21 protein-coding genes are annotated in these 24,994 nt (G+C 61.7%); 13 read left to right on the forward strand and 8 right to left on the reverse strand.

What is annotated here, in order from left to right; translation table 11 throughout:
- Nucleotides 1–200 precede the first annotated feature (200 nt).
- The 3 genes from GA829_RS18655 to GA829_RS18665 all read left to right on the forward strand — a co-directional run bounded on the left by GA829_RS18655 (nt 201) and on the right by GA829_RS18665 (nt 3,392).
- On the forward strand, nt 201–761 hold the full coding sequence (locus tag GA829_RS18655; protein ID WP_195179724.1) for an RNA polymerase sigma factor: 561 nt from the start codon (nt 201–203) through the stop codon (nt 759–761).
- A 2-nt stretch (nt 762–763) separates the two neighbouring features.
- Complete coding sequence (locus GA829_RS18660) at nt 764–2,899, forward strand: YfbK domain-containing protein (protein ID WP_195174170.1); 2,136 nt, start codon at nt 764–766, stop codon at nt 2,897–2,899.
- Nucleotides 2,900–3,101: 202 nt separating this feature from the next.
- A complete protein-coding gene (locus GA829_RS18665) occupies nt 3,102–3,392 on the forward strand; it encodes a hypothetical protein (RefSeq protein WP_258051707.1) in 291 nt (96 codons plus the stop codon).
- An 85-nt stretch (nt 3,393–3,477) separates the two neighbouring features.
- Here the strand turns inward: GA829_RS18665 and bmt are convergent, their stop codons facing one another.
- Entirely contained in the window at nt 3,478–4,500 is a 1,023-nt protein-coding gene (gene bmt / locus GA829_RS18670) for a betaine--homocysteine S-methyltransferase (protein WP_195174171.1), read from the reverse strand.
- Between the two features lie 138 nt (nt 4,501–4,638).
- Nucleotides 4,639–5,496 carry a helix-turn-helix domain-containing protein gene (locus GA829_RS18675; protein WP_195174172.1) on the reverse strand — a complete coding sequence of 286 codons (858 nt, stop codon included), beginning with the start codon at nt 5,494–5,496 and terminating at the stop codon, nt 4,639–4,641.
- A gap of 229 nt (nt 5,497–5,725) precedes the next feature.
- On the opposite strand from GA829_RS18675, the gene GA829_RS18680 reads away from it, so the two are divergent.
- From GA829_RS18680 to GA829_RS18690, 3 genes are all read left to right on the forward strand, one after another.
- Complete coding sequence (locus GA829_RS18680) at nt 5,726–6,745, forward strand: fatty acid desaturase (protein ID WP_195174173.1); 1,020 nt, start codon at nt 5,726–5,728, stop codon at nt 6,743–6,745.
- Between the two features lie 92 nt (nt 6,746–6,837).
- Nucleotides 6,838–7,662 (forward strand): phosphate/phosphite/phosphonate ABC transporter substrate-binding protein, encoded by an 825-nt coding sequence (locus tag GA829_RS18685; RefSeq protein WP_195174174.1) that lies wholly within the window; start codon nt 6,838–6,840, stop codon nt 7,660–7,662.
- Nucleotides 7,663–7,780: 118 nt separating this feature from the next.
- Complete coding sequence (locus GA829_RS18690; protein ID WP_195174175.1) at nt 7,781–9,652, forward strand: hypothetical protein; 1,872 nt, start codon at nt 7,781–7,783, stop codon at nt 9,650–9,652.
- A gap of 9 nt (nt 9,653–9,661) precedes the next feature.
- On the opposite strand, the gene GA829_RS18695 is transcribed toward GA829_RS18690, so the two are convergent.
- The 4 genes from GA829_RS18695 to GA829_RS18710 all read right to left on the reverse strand — a co-directional run bounded on the left by GA829_RS18695 (nt 9,662) and on the right by GA829_RS18710 (nt 15,806).
- The gene (locus GA829_RS18695; protein WP_195174176.1) at nt 9,662–11,023 is read right to left on the reverse strand and encodes a M24 family metallopeptidase; all 1,362 of its coding nucleotides are present in this window, start codon (nt 11,021–11,023) and stop codon (nt 9,662–9,664) included.
- A gap of 9 nt (nt 11,024–11,032) precedes the next feature.
- Nucleotides 11,033–13,603, reverse strand: coding sequence for a GcvT family protein (locus tag GA829_RS18700; protein ID WP_195174177.1), 2,571 nt, complete (start codon nt 13,601–13,603; stop codon nt 11,033–11,035).
- Between the two features lie 28 nt (nt 13,604–13,631).
- On the reverse strand, nt 13,632–14,087 hold the full coding sequence (locus GA829_RS18705; RefSeq protein ID WP_195174178.1) for an endonuclease domain-containing protein: 456 nt from the start codon (nt 14,085–14,087) through the stop codon (nt 13,632–13,634).
- Between the two features lie 141 nt (nt 14,088–14,228).
- Entirely contained in the window at nt 14,229–15,806 is a 1,578-nt protein-coding gene (locus GA829_RS18710) for a trimethylamine methyltransferase family protein (protein WP_195174179.1), read from the reverse strand.
- Nucleotides 15,807–16,005: 199 nt separating this feature from the next.
- Between GA829_RS18710 and GA829_RS18715 the strand changes: the two genes are divergently transcribed.
- The 7 genes from GA829_RS18715 (at nt 16,006) to GA829_RS18745 (ending at nt 23,349) form a co-directional block, all read left to right on the forward strand.
- Nucleotides 16,006–17,184, forward strand: a complete 1,179-nt coding sequence (locus tag GA829_RS18715) for an MFS transporter (protein WP_195174180.1) — start codon at nt 16,006–16,008, stop codon at nt 17,182–17,184.
- Complete coding sequence (locus GA829_RS18720) at nt 17,181–18,344, forward strand: MFS transporter (protein WP_195174181.1); 1,164 nt, start codon at nt 17,181–17,183, stop codon at nt 18,342–18,344. Before GA829_RS18715 ends, GA829_RS18720 begins: the two co-directional genes overlap by 4 nt.
- A gap of 70 nt (nt 18,345–18,414) precedes the next feature.
- On the forward strand, nt 18,415–20,478 hold the full coding sequence (locus tag GA829_RS18725) for a prolyl oligopeptidase family serine peptidase (RefSeq protein WP_195174182.1): 2,064 nt from the start codon (nt 18,415–18,417) through the stop codon (nt 20,476–20,478).
- Nucleotides 20,479–20,553: 75 nt separating this feature from the next.
- Complete coding sequence (locus GA829_RS18730; RefSeq protein WP_195174183.1) at nt 20,554–20,694, forward strand: capsid protein; 141 nt, start codon at nt 20,554–20,556, stop codon at nt 20,692–20,694.
- A 51-nt stretch (nt 20,695–20,745) separates the two neighbouring features.
- Nucleotides 20,746–22,125 carry an aspartate aminotransferase family protein gene (locus GA829_RS18735; protein ID WP_195174184.1) on the forward strand — a complete coding sequence of 460 codons (1,380 nt, stop codon included), beginning with the start codon at nt 20,746–20,748 and terminating at the stop codon, nt 22,123–22,125.
- 139 nt (nt 22,126–22,264) lie between these two features.
- A complete protein-coding gene (locus GA829_RS18740) occupies nt 22,265–22,630 on the forward strand; it encodes a hypothetical protein (RefSeq protein WP_195174185.1) in 366 nt (121 codons plus the stop codon).
- 74 nt (nt 22,631–22,704) lie between these two features.
- Nucleotides 22,705–23,349, forward strand: a complete 645-nt coding sequence (locus GA829_RS18745) for a cytochrome c oxidase assembly factor Coa1 family protein (protein WP_195174186.1) — start codon at nt 22,705–22,707, stop codon at nt 23,347–23,349.
- A 278-nt stretch (nt 23,350–23,627) separates the two neighbouring features.
- On the opposite strand, the gene mmsB is transcribed toward GA829_RS18745, so the two are convergent.
- Together mmsB and GA829_RS18755 are read right to left on the reverse strand one after the other, a co-directional pair.
- The gene (gene mmsB, locus GA829_RS18750) at nt 23,628–24,512 is read right to left on the reverse strand and encodes a 3-hydroxyisobutyrate dehydrogenase (RefSeq protein WP_195174187.1); all 885 of its coding nucleotides are present in this window, start codon (nt 24,510–24,512) and stop codon (nt 23,628–23,630) included.
- A gap of 107 nt (nt 24,513–24,619) precedes the next feature.
- Nucleotides 24,620–24,988: a four helix bundle protein gene (locus GA829_RS18755; RefSeq protein ID WP_195174188.1), complete on the reverse strand. Its 369-nt coding sequence runs from the start codon at nt 24,986–24,988 to the stop codon at nt 24,620–24,622.
- Nucleotides 24,989–24,994 lie beyond the last annotated feature (6 nt).

The following is a 24,994-nucleotide window of genomic DNA, read 5'->3' on the forward strand; positions in this document are numbered from 1 at the left end:
GCCGGCCTGCGAATGGCTAGTACCTGCGCTTCCGGTACTCACGTACCCAAACGTACGCTCCGTTCCGGTTCTCGGTCCCAACCATTCTCGGCTCGGCCTGACCTGAATCTCAACATGCCTGCACTCAAAAGCACTGTTTTGAAAAAAATCTTTCCATCGGCCCAAGGAATCACCATTAGCCTTCGTCCAACAGTCAAATGATGGCGATGATGCTGGATGAAAGCGAAGCCTCCGACGCCGATCTGATCGGGCGGGCGAAGGGTGGAGACAGGGGTGCCTTCGGCAAATTGCTGGAAAGGCACTATGGCTTTGTCTATCGCGCTGCCTATCGGTGGTGCGGAAAGAAGGCCGATGCCGAAGACATCGCCCAGGAAGTCTGTGTCCGGCTTGGCAAGGCGCTGCGCGACTATCATGGCCGTGGCGCCTTCACCACCTGGCTCTACACCATGACCTTGAACGCGGCGCGCGACATGATGCGCAAATCCGCCCGTGACATGGCAAAGACCGAGGCTTTCGGCGTTCACGCGCTGATCTCTGGCGAGGCGCCAGCCGAACCGGAAGACCCGGCCGAGGCGCTGTGGGCGGCAGTGCGGCAATTGCCGGACAAGCAGCGTGACGCGGTGCTCTTTGTCTATGGCGAAGGCTTGAGCCATGCGGCAACCGCCGAGGCGATGGCGATCTCGGAGACAACGGTTTCCTGGCACATCCATGAAGCGAAGAAACGGCTGAAAGTGCTCATGCGCTCAGCCGGGGAAGTGTGACCATGGTCGACGACAACGAACTCAACAGATTGCGCGACATCGCGGTGCCGGCACCCGGCGAGGACGCCAAGGCACGCGCCTTCCAGGCCGCCATGCGCGCCTTCGATCAGGAAAATATTTCGACCGTCACCCAAGGATCGACCGCCGGGCTTCGTCTCACTGAGCGAGCACAAAAGCTCTGGAGCGAGATCATGCAAAAGAAACTCATCGCCACGCCAGCCATCGCCGGGCTCGTCGCCCTGCCGATCGCCGGATACGCCACCTTCTATATGCTTGAGGAGACGCCGAGCCATTTCGGCGACAACGGCAAGGTCACCGAGACGCTGGCCGACAAGCCCGCGACCATCAAGCCGACCACCGCGGAGCTCAAACAGGCTCCGACCGAACTGGCCAAGGACAAGAAGGCCGACGCGGATGTGGAAAGCCGTGACGCCACCGATGCGCTCGTAGCGCCGGCCGCGCCGCCGAAGTCCGAATCGGGAGGAAAGGCGTCGCCGACCGGGGTTCCGGCAGCCAACGAAACTGAGTACGGCACCTTGCAGACTTACAAGCAGGTGCCCGAGGCGGCGCCTGCACCGACCGGCGAATTCGCGCTGGATGGCGCGACAAACGCGCCCAGGAATGCGCGGGTGGCGCCCATGGCGGAGTCCAAGCTGATGGCGCCGCAGCCGTCCATGGCGCCAGCGGATCAGATTGCGCCACAGGAGGAAAACCGTGACCGCATCGAGGATTTCAAGACCAATCCGGTGCATGCCGCACTTGCGGATCCGGTCTCGACCTTCTCGATCGACGTCGACACGGCTTCCTATTCCTTCGTGCGGCGTTCGCTGAAGGAAGGCTTCGTGCCGCAGGCCGACACGGTCCGCGTCGAAGAGATGATCAATTACTTTCCCTATGACTGGAAGGGCCCTGATACGGCTTCGACGCCATTCAACTCGACGGTCAGCGTCATGCCGACGCCGTGGAATACGCATACCAAGCTGATGCATGTCGCCATCAAGGGTTTCGACATCAAGCCAACGGAGCAGCCGAAGGCCAACCTGGTCTTCCTGATCGACGTTTCGGGCTCCATGGACGAGCCTGACAAGTTGCCGTTGCTGCAGTCGGCGTTCCGTCTGCTGGTCAACAAGCTGAAGCCCGATGACACGGTCTCGATCGTCACTTATGCGGGTGAAGCCGGTACGGTGCTGATGCCGACCAAGGGGTCCGAGAAGGACAAGATCCTGGCGGCGATCGACAATCTGCAGCCGGGTGGCTCGACAGCCGGCGAGGCCGGCATCAAGGAAGCCTACAAGCTTGCCCAGCAATCCTTCGTCAAGGATGGCGTCAACCGGGTGATGCTGGCCACTGACGGCGATTTCAATGTCGGCCAGTCCGATGATGACGACCTGAAGCGGCTGATCGAGAAGGAGCGCAAGACCGGCGTGTTCCTGTCGGTGTTCGGCTTCGGCCGCGACAATCTGAACGACCAGATGATGCAGACCATCGCCCAGAACGGCAATGGTACCGCTGCCTATATCGATACGTTGGCCGAGGCCGAGAAGGTGCTGGTCGAGGACGCGTCCTCGACGCTGTTCACCATCGCCAAGGACGTGAAGATCCAGGTCGAATTCAATCCCGACAAGGTCTCTGAATACCGGCTGATCGGTTATGAGACGCGGGCCTTGAACCGTGAGGATTTCAACAATGACCGCGTCGATGCCGGCGACATTGGCTCCGGCCATGCGGTCACCGCCATCTACGAGATCACGCCGAAGGGCAGTGGCGGCGAGCAGATGGACCCGCTGCGCTATGGCCAGGCGACGGTGAACAATGGCGGCGTCGCCAATGCGGATGAATATGCCTTCGTCAAGATCCGCTACAAGCTGCCGAACGAGGACATCTCGAAGCTGATCACCACGCCGGTGACCTCGGCCAACGAGATATCATCCTTCGACCAGGCCAGCACCGACCAGCGTTTCTCGATCGCCGTCGCGGCCTTCGGCCAGAAGCTGCGCGACGAGGATGCGACCGCGAAGTTCGGCTACGACAAGATCATGGAGATTGCTACTGCCGCCCGAGGAGCCGACCCGTTTGGGTACAGGTCCGAGTTCCTCTCGCTTGTGCGCCTTGCCTCGGCGCTGGGCGTTAACCGGTAGTGGCAATGACGGCCGGTTTCTTTCAGATGGGATCGTTCTGATACGGGAAACCGACCCACGGGCGGGTGAGGCAGGCCGGCGAGGGATTCATTCCCTTGCCGGCCTTTTTTTGGAATTGTTAAATTGCGCTGGAATTCCCGCACAGGATCGCAACCCCTGCCTCGTTATGAGTGACTAATGTACGGGCTTGAGGGGGCCAGAATTGCAGATCACGAATATTGCCAACTCGACACCGACGACACTAGACATGCCGACCCAGGGAGCGGCGCCGCAGGCACCATCAGCGGAATCCAGACGTATCAGGGATGATGTCGCGCAAGCGCGAAACACGGCAATGTCGGCGCTGAACAATGACCGCTTTCGCGCCATGCTGGAACAAATCAGCGATCCAGCCGCATCCGGCGCCTTGATGACGATGCGCGGCGATTCCGCGGCTGGCGCTGGCACTGATTTCAAGTCGGCGCAGTCAAGCTACGCCGACAACAGAGAATAACCAGCCCTGTATTTCACGCAAATTCCCAAGGGAAAGCGCTATGCGCATTTCCCGGGAAAGCCGTTTCACACTTTCCTGGAATTGCTCAGGCGCGGCCGCGACGCCGCTCGCGGCGGGCTTCGCTGGTCTCGGCGGTGTTTTCCGTCGCCACCTTGTTGCGCATCGGGCCGATGCGCTCGACGATCGCGGCAACCGTCGGACGGTCGGACTTGTGATGCGCGTCGAGCGCCTTGCGCATCGCTGCAAGGTGCTGGAACGACGTGCCGCAGCAGCCGCCGATGATTTTCGCGCCGGCATCGATCGCCAGCCTGACGTAGTCGGCCATCAGTTCGGGTGTGCCGGAATAGTGGATCTCGGTGCCGCGAAATTCCGGAATGCCGCAATTGCCCTTGACGATGACCGTTGCTTCCGGCTTCGCCTCGGTCATGTCGAGCAGCGAGGCCAGGATGTCGGAAGCGCCGACACCGCAATTCGCGCCGACGCCGAGCGGCGCCTGTGACAGGCCATCAGTGACGCCGTGGATGTCTTTCGGCAGCAAGCCCATCATGGTGCGGCCGGCAGTGTCGAAAGAACCGGTATAGGTGTAGGGCAGGCCGACACGGATGGCTGCTTCGGCGGCGGCGCGGATTTCGTCGGGGGCCGACATTGTCTCGATCCAGGCGACTTCGGCGCCACCGGCCTTCAAGCCTTCGATCTGTTCGGCGAAGGCATCGACCGCCTCGTCATAGGTCATGGCGCCGAGCGGCACTAGAAGTTCGCCGGTCGGGCCGACCGAGCCGGCGACAATCACCTTGCGGCCGGCCTTGTCGGCAACGGCGCGGGCGAGTTCAGCGGCACGCTTGTTCAGCGCGTGGGCACGGTCCTGCGCATGATGCAGCTTCAGCCGGTGGCGGGTGCCGCCGAACGAATTGGTCAGGATGATGTCGGCACCAGCGTCGACAAAATTCTGGTGCAGGCTGGTGATGGTGTCGGGCGCGGTCTCATTGAGGAGTTCAGGCGCTTCGCCGGCCTCCAATCCCATGGCGAACAGATTGGTGCCGGTGGCGCCATCGGCCAGCAGCACGCCTTTTTCAGCCAGCAGCGCATCAATCGGATTGGTCGGCGTCATCGGATCGGCTTTCATGTTTCGAAGTTAGATAAGGATATAAAGAAGTCTTTATGTCTAGTCAATGAAATAGCTACGACGATAGAGCCAGACCGGAGGCTGTTCTTCACGATCCGGGCTGGATCCACAGCGAGATTCTGGTCAGACAGAGCCTGATGGGAATGACATGCCTGCCAGATTACGTGCGAAGGCGGCCGCCTCATGCGGGTTGACGTCGGCGGCGCGGATCAGGTTGTCAAAATGCTGCGTCAGTGCCTGGATCGGCTGCGTGGCGTTCAGCACCACATACATGTCACCGACATAGATCGCCGCCCGGTAAGGGCCGAAGATGGTGAGCGGGATCGAATAGCGCATGCGACCGTCATAAAGAAACAGCCGGAACGTCGGGTAGAGGTCGTCGAGCAGCGTCGCCATGTGGGCAAGCTGCTGCTGGCGGTCCGCCTCCGGAAAACGATCCCAGACGCCGAGGCCGCGGGCAAAAATCTCCAGCGTGTGGCGCGGCATGCAGACTTCCATGTCGGTTTCCGGGCGCCGGTTGTATTCGATGCGGTATTGGGTCTCGCTGGCCTGCGCCAGGCGGCTCCGGTTGGTGATGTTGGCCTCGTAATCGACCAGCGCGCGGGTGCGCAGGAGGTCGGGGATGCCGGCCGGCACGTAGCGGATCTTGGTACCTGCTGCTTCGGCGAACCATTTGGCGAGCAGCGTGCGGTCGAAACCGTCCGGCGCTTCCTCGATCTCCAGGCTTTCGCGGATTTCGCCGGTGAGACCTTCGTCCTGGCTGAGACCGAGCAGCCAGTCCAGCGACACCTTGAATTCGGCGGCGATGTTGAGCAGCGTTTCGGCGCGCGGCAGACGTGTCGAGACACCTGAAAGCAGCTGTGACAACGCCGACCGATCGATGCCGACTGCTGACGCGAAGGCCGACTGGTTAAGGTCGGACCGTGTCAGGAGCAGCTTCAAACGGTCCCGAAAGAGTGCCGACAGGTCGCGTTTATCCATCCTCTTGCTCCACGCATCGGAAGGAAAAATTTGCGCCGAAGATGCTCGGACGGCTCTTCAGGCGTAAATGAATCCCTAAGGCTGTTTACAATGTACAACATATGCAGCCAAAAATGCGCAGACGCAACATTTTGTGCACTTTGTCGCGTTGAGTGGAATCGCGTCTCCTGACACAATGCTGTCAGGAACCAGTTGGGGTTCCGGCGACTGAGGGACAGTGGTCGATAGCATGGCAAGCATACCAGGCAAGAGCATCCGTCGAAGCAGCAAGCCGGCCATCGAATGGCCGACCGTGGTCCTCGCCTTCTTCTGCTACGGTACATGGTTCGCCGCCGGCCTCTTCCTCTGGCCATCCTATCCAATTCTCGCCCTCATCGTCATGGCGGTTACGCTGGCGCTGCAGTCCTCGATCATGCATGAGGTGCTGCATGGTCATCCGACCCGCAATGCGCTGGTCAACGAAGCTTTCGTTTTCCTGCCGATCGGCGTCACTTGGCCGTTTCGTCGCTTCAAGACCATTCACCTGCGCCACCATGCCGACGAGCGGTTGACCGATCCGCTGGATGATCCCGAGAGCTATTACCAGGCACTCTGGATGCACGAAGACATGCCGTCATGGATGAAATTCCTGCTCAAGGTCAACAACACCATGGCCGGTCGCCTGGTGCTTGGCCCATGGCTCTCTTGCATCGGCTTCTTCATCGACGACGCCAAGCACGTGATTGCCGGCGACAAGCCAATCTGCAAGGCTTGGCTGTTGCACGCGATTGGCCTCGCTATTGTGCTGCCGATTGTCCAGTTCGGGTTCGGCATTCCGGTTTGGCTCTACGTGCTGGTGCCGGTCTGGCTTGGTCAGTCGCTGATATCGATCCGCACCTATGCCGAGCATCAGTGGTCAGAGCATCCGGAAGGCCGCACGGTGATCATCGAGCGCACGCCGCTGTCGTTCCTGTTCCTCAACAATAATCTGCACTTCGTTCATCACAAGAGCCCCACCGTCGCCTGGTATCAGTTGCCGAAGCTGTTCCGTGACCGCCGGGACGAATGGCTGCGGATGAACAATGGCTATGCCTACCCGAACTATTTCGCGCTGATCAAAGCCTATGCCTTCAAGCCCAAGGAGCCGATCATTCATCCGGTGCTGCGCCGCGCGCCGGAACCGGGCAGGGCATTCAAGCCGCGTGTCAGGGCTCGCAGCATCAACGGGCTTGGCAGCGCGCCGGTCCCGGCCGAGCCGCCGAAGGAATAAAACCGGGGATACCAGGAACCCGTGTCGGCCAATTCTGATTGGACGCCGCGTTTTTGCGATCTCTTCTCCAGACATGATGATTGAGTGTCGGCATGAGCGAATTGATTGCGGCGTTGCCGATGTATGACTGGCCCGAAATGCGCGACGCGGTCGACGCGCAATGGGCGCTGATGCGCGATGCTTTTCGGAAGAAGGGCATCGACGCACCTGAGACCATCGTGCGCCGCAATGGGGATCTGCCCGCGGTGCCTGGCGGCATCCATGACGCTACCGGTAATCTGATCGCACCCGATCCCAGAACCTTGCCACCAGACGAACTGGACTTCCACAAATTGTGGCTGCACCCGGCGCTGCTGTTCGCGCAGACCTGCTGGGGTCCGATGGAACTCGGCCTATCCAATCATGTGCAGGTGGTCGGCCAGCCAAGCTATGACGCCTATGAGGGCGGGCAAGGTGAGCTTTATTCCAGCGCGCTGGTGATGCGGGCGGGCGAGGGGCCGGAGGTTGGCTCGCCTGCGGACGGCAAGGCCTTGCCCCCGATCGATCTGATGCGCGGCAAGCGGTTCACCTTTAACAGTCTCGATTCCATGTCCGGCATCATCGCGCTGACGCGAGACCTCGAAGCATCGAGCGAAAGCCTGGACATCTTTTCATCGCGCAGTGAAAGCGGTGGCCATCGCGGCTCGATTGTCGCCGTTGCCGAAGGTAAGGCGGATGTAGCCGCGATCGATTGCGAAAGCTGGGCACTGGCGCAACGTTTCGAACCAGCGGAGCGCAAGGTGGTGATCGTGGGCTGGACGGCGCGGCGCAAGGGCCTGCCTTTCATCACCTCGAGAACGACGACGGCCGCGACCGTCGCGGCACTGCGCGACGCGTTGCAGCCGGATTACCCTCATTCAGTCGCCGCATTTAGGTAAGCGCTAACCTTGCGTTGAGAATCCCACACTTCTTCGGCTGCGCGGGCGTTGCTTAGCGACAATTTCAATCCGATAGACCTTAACTACCCAGAGTTGAAGTCTGCCGGGGTGTATGTCAATGGCAAGCGGCATCGAGACAAGGCCCGTGTTCAGCATCGGAATGGTGGTTCTCGGTGCTTTGGCGTTGGTCTGTTTTCTTTTTCCCACTTTGTCCATCTACGCTCTGTTCAGCGTGATCGGGGCTCCGCTCGCGCTTGTCATGCCGATCCTTCCTCCGCTGTTCATTTTCCTGTTGCTTGTTCGCCTGGTTGGCAAATTTCGCGGGGAGGGAGCAGCATTTGGATGGCTGGGGAGTGTCGTTTACGCTCTCGTTTTGCTCTCGATTGTCCCTATTCTGGTCGACGTCATGCTGGAATTGCATGCAAGAACCTACGTGGCGGAAGATATTCATCAGCTCAAGGTTCCATTCTCGGCAAGCACTCTTGCCATGCGTGTGCCGCCCGGTACGAGATGGATGCGAGACGATACGCGATGTGACGATTTCTGCCTGCGCGCGCTGCTGAACGGCACGGTCAAACGGCTGCTGGTCGTTGAGACAAAGGATCTGGGCGACCCCATCGATCCTGCGGCTGTCGGCACGGCGTTTCGGATGGAAAGACGCGGGGTCTGCCCCGCAATGAAACTCAGTGCAGGCATCGATCCGATCAAGATCGAAGGCGAGAAACCCACCTACGGAAGCACGATTGCCGTCGATCTCATGCGACTGCAGATCGACGCGGGGAATTGTCTCATCGAAGAGGATGCCAAGCTGGGCGAGGCGGATACGATCGTATCGATCGGGCGTATCAAGCGCGGGGACAGCACTTACGCGGCCGGTCTCAATCCATTGGCCGACACAGTTCAGGCTGATCGCGTCAGCGTCTACGTGCGATCCGGCAGTGCCTATCAGGAGACTTATCGATGGACCGGCGTCGTCACCTACATGATGTATCCACTGCTTCTGCCAACCTATGTCGGCGGCTATGAATTCGACGTCAGGTCGGGTTTTCAGCGCTTCGCCCAACGCAAGAATATCGATAACAAGCATTGGTACAGTGAAGGCCCGGATTGGTCTTACTTGTTCACCAAAACGCTCGGGATGGACCTCGCCCTGCAAGCAGGTGGAGTCCCGGGTGCAACAAATGCGGCTCTTGTCGCAGGCCTGGACCAGCCAGGAAAAATCAATCCGCTTCTGGCTGACCTGACGCTCAGTTTTTTCAGGGGCATAGAGGCGGGAAAGAAGATCAGCGCCCCGGATGCAGAACTGGCGCTCAGAATCCTCGCGGATCGGCGGCTACCCGTACCTCAGGACAGTTGGGCGCCGGTGCAGTATTCTCGCGGCCTATCTGACGGTGTTTCGCAGCGTTTCGGGCAGGTTCTGTTCGAGCGATTGCGTGAGGTCAAGATCGTCGTGAGTACGAGTATACCTTCTACCGACGAACTCAATGCGTCCCATGCGGCAATGGCCATTGCGGCACTTCCCGATGAGGTCGTCCGGCTGCACCGCGACGATCTGGAGTGGCTGGCACGACAGAAAATGCTGCGCGTTTCAGCTTATCAAGCGTTGGCCCGGCTGAACGCTTTTGGCGCTGACGCCGTGCCGACCTTGCTGCATGTGATCGACGACGCATCCTGGTTGTACGGAAAACCGCGTGGTGAATTGTGGCAACCTGATTACGCCGCCGGCCTGGTCGGGCTTTGCGGTCTCGGCATCCAGGGGGCTTCGGCAATCGAACCGGTGTTGGACCGCCTCGACAGCGGTCTGATGGTAAAAACAGGCCACCCCTACAGGGATATTACAATTCAAGCCCTTGTCGGCTTCGGCTTGCAACCGGACGACATCTGGAAACATCTGGGGCTCGACGATAGCCAGGGTAGTCCCGAAAACAAACGCGCTCGTTTCGACGCCCAAGTCGCTGCCGCACAGAAGAAGCGCGATTGCAGATATTGAAGAGCGCGACTAGCTTACGGCAAGCATCCGCTCATCGAGCGGGTAGGTTGAAAGCTGCTCGTTGCCGGTCCCGGTGATCAGGATCTGCTCCTCGATCTTGACGCCTTCGCGTCCACCAAGCCGGCCGATATAGCTTTCCACGCACAGCACCATGCCCGGTTCCAGCACGCCATCCGGCGTGTCCGATGTCCAATCGCTGGCATGCGGCAAGGTCGGGTACTCGTCGGCCAATCCGACGCCATGATAGAGCACGCCGTAACGGGTCGGGAAACAGTCTCCCGGCGGCACCGCCGAACGCTCGACAAGGTCGCGGAACGAGATGCCGGGCTGCATCAATTCCGTGTTGTGCGCGATCTGGTCGGCAGCGATCCGGAACAGGTCACGCTGTTCGTTGGTCGGCTTGGCATCGCCGCAAAGCCAGGTGCGTGACAGGTCGGCGCAGAAGCCATAGGGGCCGATCAGATCGGTGTCGAAGGCGACGAGATCGCCAGCTTCGATCTGGCGCGACGAGCATTCCTGGAACCACGGGTTGGTGCGTGGTCCTGAAGCGAGTAGCCGGGTTTCGATCCACTCGCCGCCGCGTGCGATGTTGCCGCGATGGAGTTCCGCCCAAAGTTCGTTTTCGGAGATGCCAGGCTTCAGCGCCTGTTCCATCTCGCCCATCGCCGCTTCGCAAGCGACGATCGCGCGGCGCATGGCCAGGATTTCGTCCGGCGACTTGATCAGCCGCGCGTTTTCCATCACCGCTTCGCCATTGCCGATGGAGATGCCAAGCCGCGCGAGTTCCTCGACGCCTTCCGGGTTGATGTGGTCGACGGCGATGCGGCGGTTGCTGCCGCCATGTTCCTTGACCAGATCGGCTATCCCTGCGGCCCAGCGGCGGACTTTTTGCTCCGTGAGTTCGCCGCCATAGAGATACATCCACGAAACCGCTGGGCGGACCTCGTCGACGACGCCCGAATGGTCGGACAGATGCTCGCAGGAGAAATAGTCGAACAGCACCACCGGGCCTTCGGTGGCGACGAAGCAATGCCGCGTCGGGTTGTGCGCCACCCACAGCTGCATGTTGGTCGAGTCGGTCGCGTAGCGGATGTTGACGGGGTCATAGAGCAGGGCGCCGGCATAGCCACGCCGCTTCAGCTCGGCCCGGATGCGCTCCAGCCGGTACTTTCGCATTGCCGGCAGATCGGGAGCGTCTATGCCTGCCGCTGCCCATTCCGCTTCAGCTTGGACGCCATAGCCCAGCACATGCTGGTTGAGTGACGCCGCCTTCTGGCGGGAGCCGTCGCGCAGGGCCTCGATCGAGCCGGGCTCGAACGGCATGATCTTGCGATGGCGGCCGAAGCCGCCTTTTGGCCCCGCGCTGTCCAAGGTCGATCCTCAGGTCCGCATCTTCTCGCCGCTCGGGTCGAACGGGGCTTCGACGTTGATGCGGGCCGGACGGCGATGTCCGAGAATCTCGATCTCGAACAGCCCGGCACTTTCGTCCTCGGCAAGGGCAGCCGGCACATAGCCTTGCGCCATCGACTTCTGCACGTAGTGGGCATAGCCGCCTGACGTTACCCAGCCGACCACGCGCCATTCGCCGTCGACGATGCCACGCACGGCGGAAGCACCCTCAGCCGCCTTGGAACCGCGGATTTCCTTGCCTGATATGTCGAAGCGCGGCGCGCCGTAACCATGCGGCTTTTCGACGGTGCCATAGTCCTTGCTGACCTTGGCCCAGATCGGCTCGTCGCCCATGACATCGGCATCCGTGGCGTCGACGATGAAGGAGACGCGGCGCAGTTTCGGTCCCTCGGCCTGTTCCTTGGCGGCGGCTTCGCGGCCGATGAAGTCGTTCTTGTCGAGCTTGATGAAGCGCTCCATCGAGCCCTCGAACGGCCCGTAGATCGGACGCAGCTCGCGGAACCAGGTTGGGAAGTTCTTTTCCAGGCGCATCGAGAGCAGGGCGCGCATGCCGAAATCGACAAGGCCGAACTCCTCGCCGGCATCCTTGATCGCCTTGTAGACGAGACGCTGGTAGGCCGGCGCCATCCAGATCTCGTAGCCGAGGTCACCGGTGTAAGTGATGCGGTTGACCAGGCACGGTGCGCCGCCGACCGCCATCTGGCGGAAATCCATGAAGCGGAAGGCCTTGGTCGAGATGTCGACATCGACCAGTTTCTGCAGCAGCTCACGCGATTTCGGCCCGGCGATCGACAGGCCGACCAGCGTCTGGTCGAAGCGGTGAATGCGCACCGAACCGTCCTTGGGCAGATGCTTCTCGAACCAGCGCATGTGGTACTTCTGCGCCGCCGACGAACCCCAGATCATGAAGCGGTCTTCGCCGGCCTTGGCGATGGTGAAGTCGCCGATCAGCTTGCCGAACTCGTTGAGCATCGGCGTCAGCACGATGCGGCCTATCTTCGGCATGCGGTTGGTCATCAGGCGGTTGAGGAAATCTTCCGCCGCCGGTCCCGACACTTCGTATTTGGCGAAGTTGGCGATCTCGGTGACGCCGACGCGCTCACGAGTGGCGCGCACTTCCTCGCCGATCGGCCCGAAATCATTAGAGCGATGGAAGGAGACGATATCCTTAGGTTCCTTGCCCTTCGGCGCGAACCACAGCGGGGTTTCGAGACCCCATGAGTCGCCCATCACGGCGTTGTTGGCCAGCATGGTGTCGTAGAGCGGCGTCGTCTGCGCCGGGCGTGCCGCCGGCAGTTCCTCGTTGGGGAAGCGGATCGAGAAGCGGCGCGAATAGTTCTCGCGCACCTTGGCGTTGGTGTAGCGCAAGCCGGCATATTCGCCGAAGCGAGTGACATCCATGCCCCAGACGTCGAAGCCTGGGTCGCCATGGACCATCCAGTTCGACAATGCGAGACCGACGCCACCACCCTGGCTGAAGCCGGCCATGACGGCGCAGGCGCACCAGAAATTGGTCAGGCCCTGCACCGGGCCGACCAGCGGGTTGCCGTCGAGCGCGAAGGTGAAGGGGCCGTTGATGATCTGCTTGATCCCGGCCTTCTCGATGCCGGGGAAATGCTTGAAGCCGATCTCCAGCGACGGTGCGATGCGGTCGAGGTCCGGCGGCAGCAGTTCATGGCCGAAATCCCACGGCGTGTTGACCGGCGACCATGGCTTGCAAGCCTTTTCATAGGTGCCGAGCAGGATGCCGTTGCGTTCCTGGCGCGTGTAGATCTCGCCCTTGAAGTCGAGCACACCGATCATCTCGCGGCCTGTCGATTTGTTGAATTCCTCGACCTCCGGCATCGGCTCGGTCAAGAGATACATGTGCTCCATGGCGAGCACTGGCAGTTCGACGCCGACCATCCGGCCGATTTCACGCGCCCACAGGCCACCGCAGTTGACGACATGCTCGGCATGAACCGTGCCTTGTTCGGTGACGACGTTCCAGGTGCCGTCGACTTCCTGCGTCAGTTCAACGACACGGTTGCGCAGCACGATTTCGGCGCCCAGCTTCTTCGCCGCCTTGGAATAGGCGATGGTGGTGCCGGACGGATCGAGATGGCCTTCGACCGGATCCCACATGGCGCCGACGAAATTGGTCTCGTCCATCAGCGGGAACATCGCCTTGGCCTCGGACGGCGTGATCAGCTCGGTGTCCATGCCGAGATAGCGGCCCTTGGCGTGGGCAAGGCGCAGGAAGTCCATGCGCTCTGGTGTATCGGCCATCATCACGCCGCCGGTCAGGTGCAGCGAGCAGGACTGGCCTGAAATCTCCTCGATCTCCTTGTAGAGCTGCACGGTATAGGCCTGCAGCTTGGCGACGTTGGGGTCGCCGTTCAGCGTGTGGAAGCCGCCCGCCGCATGCCAGGACGAGCCCGAGGTGAGCTCCGAACGCTCGATCAGCATGATGTCGGTCCAGCCGGCCTTGGCCAGGTGATAGAGAACCGAGCAGCCGACGACGCCGCCGCCAATGACAACCGCTTTTACGTGAGATTTCATGAGGGATAGGTCCGTTTTTTGAAGATTTCTAATCGAGAGAGCGGGGCGTGAAAACAAAGCGCATGTCGGATGCAACGATGTTTTCGGTCAGCTTGCCGTCAAGCGCGGCAAGGATGGTTTCACAAGCGGAAGTGCGATGTTTCACAACGTCATGGCTCCAGAGCCGCAAGATCGAATAGCCTTCAGCGCGCATTAAATCGTCGCGGCGCCGATCATAGGTACTGTCTGCATGCTGGTGTCCGTCGACTTCAACAACAAGCCATTTTTCGCGGCAAGCGAAGTCCGCAAAAAAGGGGCCGATGGATAGCTGGCGTGTGAAGCGATAGCCACCAAGTTTGCGCGCCTTCAGTTCAAGCCAAAGTAATGCTTCCGCCTGATTGCCGGCTTGTCTGAGCTGCCGTGCCCGTCGGGTTGACCCTATCTTGCGGCGGCTGCGCGTCTCAGGAATGGCTTCCCCCACTCCGTCGCTGCTTCGCAGCGCCACCTCTCCCCCCTCCGGAGGGAGAGGAAAGGTGCCAGCTGGAATCGTCGCGCGCCCTTCCTCTCCCCCGTCGATCGGGGGATAGGTGTCGAGCGAAGCTCGACGGAGTGGGGGTCGATTATTCATCAAGCCATACACAGATGATCAGAAATCGGTCGGTGCGCCGCCTTCGGAACGGCGCTTTTCGACGAAGGCGTTGAGCTCTTCGCGAATCGCCGGGTCCATATAGGGTTCGTCGTAGGACGCGAGCCGTTCCTTCCAGACGCGATTGGCCTTTTCCATCGCTGTCGGTGAGCCGGCTTCCGCCCAGGTCTCGAAATTGCGCCAATCGGACAGGATCGGCGCATAGAAGGCGGTCTTGTAGCGGTCCTGCGTGTGCTGGGTGCCGAAGAAGTGGCCGCCGGGGCCGACGTCGCGGATGGCGTCGATGGCCAGTGCTTCTTCCGAGAGGTCCAGCGGGGTCAGGAATTCCGCCACCATCTGCAGCATGTCGATGTCGAGGATGGTCTTTTCATAGGAACAGCGCAGGCCGCCTTCGAGCCAGCCGGCCGCATGCATCATCAGATTGCCGCCGCCTTGCACCGCGCCCCACAGTGAGAAGACGCTCTCATAGGCGGCCTGCGCATCGACCGTGTTGGCGGCGCAGGTGTTGGAGGTGCGGTAAGGGATGTTGTAGCGGCGCGCCAGCTGACCGCCGACCAGCTGTGCCTTCATGTATTCCGGCGTGCCGAAGGCGGGCGCACCTGATTTCATGTCGACATTGGAGGTGAAGCCGCCATAACCGACTGGCGCGCCCTTGCGCACCATCTGGGCGAAGGCGATGCCGGAAAGCGCCTCGGCGTTCTGCTGCACCAGCGCACCGGCGATGGTCACCGGGGCCATGGCGCCCGACAGCGTGAACGGCGTGACGATGACGACCTGACCCTTGCTCGACATCTGGATGATGCCTTCCATCATCGGCACATCGAGCTTTAGCGGCGAATTGGTGTTGATGATGGTGAAGACGGAGGGTTCTTCCAGCATCTGCTCATGGCTGATGCCACGTGCGATGCGGGTGATCTCGATACCATCGACATTGCGCTCCTTGCCGAGCGAATAGATGTGAAACACCTTGTCGGTCAGGGTGGCGAGATCGCGGATGCATTCGAGATGCCGGACCGACGGATGGATGTCGATAGGCTCGACCGGATAGCCGCCCGTGCAGTTCAGAATGTTGTGCATCTGCGCGAGCTTGAGGAAGTTGCGGTAGTCCTGCTGGTTGCCCGGCCGGCGGCCGCGATCGATATCAGAGCAGTTCGGCGCTGACGCCATCATCGAAATGATCAGGTTGTTGCCGCCAAAACGCACATTATGCGCCGGGTTGCGGGCATGGATGGTGAATTCCGACGGGCAGTGCGAGACCAGTTCGAGGATCATGTCGCTGTCGAAGCGCACACGCTCCGAGCCGTCGCGCACGTCCGCGCCATGCGCCTTCATGATGCGGCGGGCTTCGTCGTGCAGAACGTCGACGCCGATCTCCTTCAGTACCCGCAGCGAGGCGAGGTGGATCGATTCCAGCTCATCGTCCGAGACCAGCTTGGTCGGCTGCAGCGGGTTTTTCAGCTGGCGGAAAGCGGGCTGCTCGAACGCTGCCGAGCCGCCGGCACGTTTTCCGGCGCGGCCGCCACGGCGGGCCCGGTCGGAAGCCAAGGCCGGTTCGGCAGGATGAAGAGCGGCGGTCATGATGGTCCTCGCAGGATGCAATAACGAGCGGCATAATGGACCGGCGGCCGTCCGGCGATTGCGGAGGCGGCGACCACTAGGGCGAGGGAAGCGACATGCCGGTGGGGAAGGCGGCTGGATCGCCGATTTCGTTGCACTGTGGCTTTCGCAAGCGCCGGCCGATCGATAGGGGGTGATTGAACTCCGACCGCGAGCCGCAATGACCTCTTCCGTTCAATCCACCGAGCCGCCTGTGCAATGGGCAGCGCTTGCCGGCGTCACCGCGGCGCTGGCGATGTTCGGCGCGGCTCAAGGCTTGAGCTCGCCGCTGTTCACCCTGCTGATGCAGAAGCAGGGCCTGTCACCGGGCCTGATTGGCCTGTCGGCGGCAATGATGCCGCTCGGGCTGATCCTTTCGGCATCCGTCGTGCCGGCGGCTGTCCGGTTGGTCGGCGCACGGTCCCTGGCCGTCGGTTGCTCGCTGATCGGCGCGCTTTGCTTCCTGGCGATCGGCTATCTCCAGGACTGGGTGGCCTGGTACCTCATCCGCTTCATCATCGGTGTGGTCATCAACCCGCTCTATATCCTCGGCGAGGTCTGGGCGCTGTCGCTGGCGCCGCCATCGCGCCGTGGCCGGGTGATGGGTGTCTTCAACACAGTCCTTGGCGCCGGCTATGCCGCCGGGCCGTTCACGCTGACCCTGGTCGGTACGTCAGGCCTGGCGCCCTTCATGGTTGGCGTCGCCGGCTTCGTGCTCTGCGCCGTGATCCTGCGCGCGGTCTCTTCGAAGCTCACCGGTTTCGAGGACGATGGCCAACCTGCCAGCGGCCTTGCCGGTTTCGCCAGGATGGCGCCGGCGCTGCTGCTTGCCGTCCTGGTCTCGGCGGCGGTCCAGCAGAGCACTTACGCGCTGATCCCGGTGTTCGGCGCCAGCTACGGCCTGGCGGAAGCCGTGCTCGCCGCACTGGTGATGGCGCTGTCGCTGGGCAACATCCTGCTGCAGATTCCGCTCGGCTTGCTGGCGGAACGCTTTGGCGGCCGCGCCATGATCGTCGTCTGTGCACTGGCCACCGCTGCCTGCGCGTTTCTGTTGCCGTTGCTGATCCTGACGCCGCTGGTCTGGGTCGTGCTTCTGGTGATGGGCGCTGTCGGCTACGGCGTCTACACCATGGCGCTGGTCGAGCTCGGCAGCCGCTTCAAGGGCTCGGCACTGGTCGCCGGCAACGCTGCCTTCGCGCTGATGTGGGGCGCCGGCGGCATTATCGGTCCACCAGGGGCAGGGCTGCTGATGCAAGGAATTGGCCCGCTCGGCTTGCCTGTCGTGATCGCGGGTCTCGATGCGTTGCTGGTGGCATTCGCACTCTATCGTGCGTCCGTGCGCCGGAGCGGCAAGGCATGATCGCGGTCAGCGGGGACGAAGAGGCGAGGATTCAATGGGCGGCGATCACTGGCGTGATCGCGACCGTCTCCGTATTCGCCATCGCGCAAGGGCTCTCCTATCCCTTGCTGAGCTTCATCCTGCAGCGCCAGGGCGTTTCGCCTGCCATGATCGGCATTTCGGCGGCGATGACGCCGATCGGCTTCATCGTGTCATCGCCCTTGATCCCGGCGCTGGCGCGGCGGTTCGGGGCAGGGCGCACCGCACTCACCTGTGCGGCACTTTCTGCGATCGTGCTGGCGCTGATCGGCTGGACGCAGAATGTCTATCTGTGGTTTCCGCTGCGCTTCCTGATCGGCGCGGTGACCAACCCCCTCTACGTGCTGAGCGAAATCTGGGTGATTTCGCTTGCGCCTGCGGCAAAGCGAGGCCGCATCATGGGGGTCTATTCCACGATCATCTCAGCCGGTTTCGCCGCCGGCCCGCTTTGCCTTCTCGCCGTCGGCACGGAAGGCTGGCCGCCATTCCTGGTCGGCATTTGCGCTTTCGTGCTGTGCGGGATCTGCCTGGCGTCGGTGCTGCCGCGCCTGCCCAAGGTCGAGGAGGCGGGGCATCAGGTCTCCGTTCTTGGCTTCATCCCGATGGCCTGGCTGTTGCTGTTTGCCGTCGTTGTCGCCGCCGGCTTTGAACAAGCGGCCCTGGCGCTGCTGCCGGTGTACGGAACGCATTATGGCATCGGGGATATCAGGATGTCGGCGCTGCTGTCGGTGATGATTGCCGGCAACATCGCCATGCAGGTGCCGCTCGGGCTGCTGGCGGAAAGGATCTCGGCGCGTGCGGTCGGGCTTGCCTGTGTCGCAATCACGGTGCTCGGCTGCCTGCTGCTGCCGCTGCTGATCGAAACGCCGCTGATCTGGCCGATGATCTTTGTCTGGGGCGCGGTCTCCTACGGCATCTACACGATGTCGATCATCGAACTCGGCGAGCGCTTCACCGGCTCGACGCTAATTGCCGGCAATGCCGCTTTCTCGTTGATGTGGGGCGTAGGCGGCATCACCATGCCACCGCTGGCCGGCGCCGCCATGGACGTTCTGGGCGCAGGCGGCTTGCCGCTGACGCTCGGCCTGCTTTGCCTGGCGCTGGCCGCTGCCAGCCTCGTTGGCCGATGGAAACTCGCCTGAGCATATTGAATATCGGGCGCAACATATCGATGTTGGCGGCACGAAAAGCCATGCGTCCATCGGAGAGCCTATGAACAAGCCGAAGCCTCAGTCCGTCAACTCGACCAACGATCCGTTCCTGTGGCTCGAGGAGAGAACCAGCAAGCAGTCGCTTGACTGGGTGCATCGCCAGAACGAAGTCACGGTTGCGGAGCTGCAGGGCGATCCGTCCTATCAGGCGTCATTCGAGACCGCGCTCGATCTGATGACCGCCGAAGACAACATCGCTGTCGGCTCCGCCATCCATGGCCATGTCTACAATTTCTGGCAGGACAAGACCAATGTTCTCGGCCTCTGGCGCCGTACTAGCGTCGCCTCCTATAAGACCGACAAGCCGCAGTGGGAAACGATCCTTGATTTCGACCAACTGGCGGCGAAAGAGGGCGTGAAATGGGTGTTCAGCGGCGCCAGCCGTCTTAATCCGGATTTCAGCCGTTGCCTGCTCTCGATGTCGCCGGATGGCGGCGATGCCAGCGAGATGCGCGAATTCGATATCGAGACAAAGGCTTTTGTCGATGGCGGTTTTCGCGCGCCGGCTTCCAAGTCAGGTTTTGGTTGGCTGGACCAGGATACGGTGATCGTGTCGGCGGCCTTCGACGCGGCTGACCAGACCGAATCCGGCTATCCGCGTGTCATCAAGCTTTGGAAACGCGGCACCGCACTGGAAGAGGCGACATCGATCTTCGAGGCTGAGAAGGAGGACCTCGCCGTGGGTGCCGCCGTCGAGTTCGATGGTGACAGGCGCTACCTGATCTTGGCGCGGACGCTGAATTTTTTCGCCTCGCACATCTTCCTGCGGTTGGCATCCGGCGAAAACAGGCGGCTGCCCATGCCCGACGACATGACCGACACCGCGATCTTCAGGGATCAGCTGGTGTTCGGCGTGCGCAACCCATGGACGGCGCCTGACGGCACGATCTGCAAGTCCGATGGCCTCTATTCGCTTGATTTGGCGCATTGGGCCGATACCGGGGCGCTTGGGCCGATCCAGATCTTGCTTGAGCCGGCGCATCGCGTCTCGATCGCTGGGTTGGCGCGGACGCAGGACCGTCTTTTCATCAACCTAATGGACAATGTGCGCGGCAAGGTCGTCGTCTGCGAGCGCAACGATGGCGCTTGGACGCTTAAGCCCGTGGCGCTGCCAGAGAACGGCAATGTCGGCATCAGCCATGCCGAGCATTTCGGGTCCAGTGTCTCTTTCTCGTTCACCGATTTCCTGACGCCCAGCTCGATCATCTGGTCGGACGACAATGGCGAGACGCTGGAGACCGTGAAGGCGCAGCCGGCCCGCTTCGACGCATCGCCGCTCATCTCGGAACAGTTCGAGGCGCGCTCCAAGGACGGCACGATGATCCCTTATTTCGTCGTACGGCGGCGCGACCAGAAGGGGCCAGTGCCGACGCTGCTCTATGGCTATGGCGGTTTCGAAGTGCCTTTGCTCCCCGGCTATGCCGGTGTGCGCGGCAGGCTGTGGCTGGAGAAGGGCAATGCCTATGTGCAGGCCTGTATCCGTGGCGGCGGCGAGTTCGGCCCGAACTGGCATCAGGCGGCGCTGAAGGGCAATCGCCAGAACGCCTTCGACGATTTCGCCGCGGTCGCGCAGGATGTCGTCAAACGCGGCATCGCCACGGCGGCCTCAATCGGTATCCAGGGCGGCTCGAACGGCGGCCTTCTGACCGGCGTTTCCCTGACGCAGCATCCCGAGCTTTTTGGCGCGGTCATCATCGAAGTGCCGCTGCTGGACATGCTGCGCTATACCGAGCTGCCGCCCGGCGCCTCCTGGATGGCCGAGTATGGCGACCCGGCCAAGCCGGAGGATGCCGCCTGGCTTGCCGCCTATTCGCCCTACCAGCATGTCAAAGCCGGTGCCGCCTATCCGCCGGTGCTGTTGACCACCTCGACCGCTGACGACCGCGTTCATCCTGGTCATGCCCGCAAGATGGCGGCGCGGCTGCAGGAAGCCGGACACGGCAAGACCTTGTTCTTCGAGGAGACCGAGGGTGGTCATGGCGGCCGTGGCGATCGCCGGCCGCAGGCGGCACAGACGGCGATGAAGTATGTCTTCCTGCAGAGGGCGTTGAGCGCCAAGGCCTGAGCAGCCGTCGACGTGCGCAAAAGACAGGGCAAAGGGTGGTTCACGTTGACCATTCTTTGCTCTAAGGTGCCGCCCATGGCTACCGTGGCGACATTGGCTGGCGAATTTGGGCTCCGCGCGTTCAGGATCGCGGTGACTCCGTCGCCGCGCACGCTGCGCGCCGAGCTTTTGCGGCTGTGCGCCCGAATCGGCTATTCGCCGCCCGCCGCCCTCTGACGAATCCGCCCCCGGCGCTGCCGGATTGATTCCAGAGGAAAGATCAAAGACATGACCTATCAAAACTATTCGCTGAAGCAGCTTCAGCAGATCGACGCCGCGCATCACCTGCATCCGTTCACCGACCACAAGGAATTGCGCGAGGCCGGCTCGCGCATCATCACCCATGCCAATGGGCCGTTCATCTATGATTCCGAAGGGGCTGAAATCCTCGACGGCATGGCCGGGCTCTGGTGCGTCAACATCGGCTATGGCCGTGATGAACTGGCCGAGGCCGCCTATACCCAGATGAAGGAATTGCCCTACTACAATTCCTTCTTCAAATGCTCGACCCCGACCCCGGTGCTTCTGTCCAAGAAGCTGGCCGAGATCGCGCCGAAGCACGTCAACCAGGTGTTTTATGGTTCGTCCGGCTCGGAGGCCAATGACACGGCGCTGCGCCTTGTCCGCCATTACTGGGTGCTGGAAGGCAAGCCCGAGAAGAACCGCATCATCTCGCGCAAGATGGCCTATCACGGGTCGACCGTTGCCGGCACCTCGCTGGGCGGCATGGACGGCATGCACAAGCAACTCGGCGGCGCCGTGCCCAACATCGTCCATGTGATGATGCCTTACGCCTACGAATTGGCCTTGCCTGGCGAAAGCGACGATGATTTCGGCCTGCGCGCAGCCAAGGCGGTTGAGGATGCGATCCTCGAGGCCGGGGCCGACAAGGTTGCCGCGTTCATCGGTGAGCCGGTGATGGGGGCAGGCGGCGTCAAGATCCCGCCGGTCAGCTATTGGCCGGAAGTGCAGCGCATCTGCCGCAAATATGATGTGCTGCTGATGCTGGACGAGGTCATCACCGGCTATGGCCGCACCGGCGAATGGTTCGCCGCACAGACGCTCGGCATCGAGCCGGATACGATCACCACCGCCAAGGCGCTGACATCAGGCTATCAGCCGCTGTCGGCGCTGCTGGTTGGCGACCGCATCGCATCGACCCTGGTCGAGAAGGGTGGCGAGTTCAATCACGGCTACACCTATTCCGGTCATCCGGTGGCCTGCGCGGTGGCGCTGAAGAACCTTGAGATCATCGAACGGGAAGGGCTGGTCGACCGTGTCAGGGACGACACCGGCCCTTACTTCGCCAAGGCGCTGCAGGAACGCATCGCCGGACATGATCTGGTTGGCGAGGTGCGCTCTATCGGCCTGATGGGGGCGATCGAGATCGTCAAGGACAAGGCAACCAAAGAGCGCTTCCTGCCCGCGGGCAGTGCAGCGGTGACGGTTCGCGACCATGCGATCGCGCAGGGCATGATGCTGCGCGCCACCGGCGACACGATGATCCTGTCGCCGCCGCTGATCTGGACCCGCGACACCATCGACATGGCTTGCGATCGCATCGCCAGGGCGCTGGACCTGGCGCAGGCCGATCTGCACAAGCGCTAAAAAGCAGACTAAGACCGGGCGTCCTTGATCGGGGCGCCCGGTCTCTTCGCAGAAACCGCCGCGACATGGAACGAATGCTACGCTTGGCGCGTAGTGTGTCAGGCAGCGGCCAGCACGGCCGCGACAAGGGGTTTGTTTCATGAGCAGAACGGGCAAGGGCAGACGCACCCGAGAGGCTGCCGCGATCGGCGGCGACCTGATGCTGGCACCGATGGTGGCGATGATGCGCCTGCCTTTGATGGCGATGGATGCGCAAAGCAGCCGGCCATGGGGCACCGAGACCGCGCGGGCTGTAAACGAGAAGACCGTGGCCTTGGCGGAAGGTGTGTTCGCGGCACAGATGTCATTTCTGCAGTCGGCATCGCGGTTCTGGCCGGAGGTCTTTTCCGGCCGCACGCCGTCTCTGTTCAACGGCGTGGCGGCGGAGCAGTCGATCAGCGCCGCGCTGAAGCCGGCGAGCCGTACCGTGAAGGCCAATTTTCGCCGGTTGTCCAACAAGGCCTGATCAAGCGGCGGCCTTGCGCATATCTCTCCTTGAGGTCTAGAACCCGCCGAGGCAGTTTGCCTATTGGGGGAATCATGGCCGGACAACCGCTGAACCAGCCCGCCGAAATTCCGGCCGAGCTTGACCGCTGGAATTGGGGCGCTTTCTTCCTCAACTGGATCTGGGGCATCGGCAACAGCACCTTCATTGCGCTGCTAGCACTGATCCCGGGCGTCAACATCATCATGATCATCGTGCTGGGCGCGCGGGGCAGCCGCTGGGCGTGGAAGAACCGCGCGTGGCGCGACGCGGAACAGTTCCGCAAGACACAGCGCAACTGGGCAATCGCCGGACTGCTCGTCTGGGTCGTGGCGCTCGGCGGACTTGCCGTCACGATCGGCAGCATCCCCTACATCCTGAAGGGCAGCGACGCCTATCACATGACGATGGATGCCGTCCGTGCCGACGACCGTGTCAAGGCGGCGATCGGTGACGATCTGGCCGCCAATTTCTGGATCGGCGGCAGCATCAATGTCAACGCAAATGGCACTGGCGCGGCGCAGCTCAGCATTCCGGTCCACGGCGCCAAGGGAAAAGGCACCGTGTATTCAACCGCCATTCGCACGGCCGGAACATGGAGCCAGCGCCTGCTTGTCGTCAGGGTTGATGGTGTCGAGGCGCCAATCGTTCTGCTCAATGAAGATCATGTTCCGATCCCGAATGCAGCGATCGGAATATAGGGCTGCCGGAAGCAGAGCTGGCATAAACGCAAAAACCGCGCTCCATCGGGAACGCGGCTTTGCCAGATACGCATGGCGCTTCGCTACTGAAACACTGCGAAACTTACGGGCTCCGGTACGCGAGACCTGATCCGGAGCGCCGGGCGGATGCGATATGTCCGCCTCGAAGTCCGTTGTATAGGGACATCGTTACCGGGGAGTTATCGAGAGCTTAAGCAAACCTAAATTTGGCCTGTTTGTCGCGAAATCGGCGAAAAAAGCGCAGCCATATGAGCCGCTTATCGATTTTCGCCACGCAAGAAATTAATGATGCCGGAAAAATCGGCGCCGCCGTTCCCTTGCGCGTTGAACAGTGCGTAGAGCTGCGCTGCCTCGGCGCCAAGCGGTGTCACCGCCCCGGAACCCTGGGCTGCTTCCTGCGCCAGCTTCAGATCTTTCAGCATCAGGGCGGCGGCAAAGCCGGGCTTGTAGTCGCGGTTGGCGGGCGAGGTCGGCACCGGGCCGGGTACGGGGCAATAGGTGGTCAGCGACCAGCACTGGCCGGACGAGGTCGAGGCGACATCGAACAGCGCTTGGTGCGACAGTCCGAGTTTTTCCGCCAGCACAAAGGCCTCGGCAACGCCGATCATCGAAATGCCGAGGATCATGTTGTTGCAGATCTTGGCAGCCTGGCCAGCGCCGCCGTCGCCGCAATGGACGACGCGGCCGGCCATGGGCTTCAGCACCGGTTCGGCGGCGGCGAAGGCATCCTTTGAGCCGCCGGCCATGAAGGTCAGCGTTCCCGCGCTGGCGCCACCGGTGCCGCCCGATACCGGCGCGTCGATCGACAGCAACCCATTCTTGCTGGCGATGGCGTGCGCCTTTCGCGCCGATTCAACGTCGATGGTGGAGGAATCGATGAACAGCGCGCCGCTTTTTGCTTTCGGCGCGATGTCTTCATAGACGGACAGAACATGCTTGCCGGCGGGCAGCATGGTGATGACCACATCGGCGTCCTTCACCGCGGCCAGCGCATTGGCCATGATGACGACACCATGCTCGCGGGCAACCACCAGGTTCTCCGGCATCAGGTCGAAGCCATGCACGGTGTGCCCAGCCTTGACCAGATTGGCGGCCATTGGATTGCCCATGTTGCCGAGGCCGATGAAGGCGATCGTGGTCATTATAGAGCTCCGTGATTGGTGTTAGGCAGTAGGCAGTAGGCAGTAGGCAGTAGGCAGTAGGCAGTAGGCAGTAGGCAGTAGGCAGTAGGCAGTAGGCAGTAGGCAGTCTATTCCGGTGCAAGTTTTATAATAAGTTGGCGAAGCATTTTTCCGATGCCCTCGGCCGCCAGTAGCATGTGATGAGCTTGATCGTGCGTGCTAAAACCAATGCGCTCCGCGATCTGGAGGTGTGTTTCGAACTCCTTCAGGGAGCCTTGGGCAATCCTGAGGAATTGTTGATAAGAGCCTCTGTTGTCGCGGCCATACCCTTCCGCGATGTTCGCGGGGATAGAGTTTGCCGAGCGGCGGATTTGGCTGGTCAGCCCATACAATTCTTCTTTTGGCAACGTCTTGGTCAAGGAGTAGGTAGCGACGGCCAGATCCATCGCCTGCTGCCATACGAGAAGATCCTTGTATGAATTGATCTTGCCGCTCATTCTACT

The sequence above is a fragment of the Mesorhizobium sp. INR15 genome (assembly GCF_015500075.1).
Classification (GTDB): domain Bacteria; phylum Pseudomonadota; class Alphaproteobacteria; order Rhizobiales; family Rhizobiaceae; genus Mesorhizobium.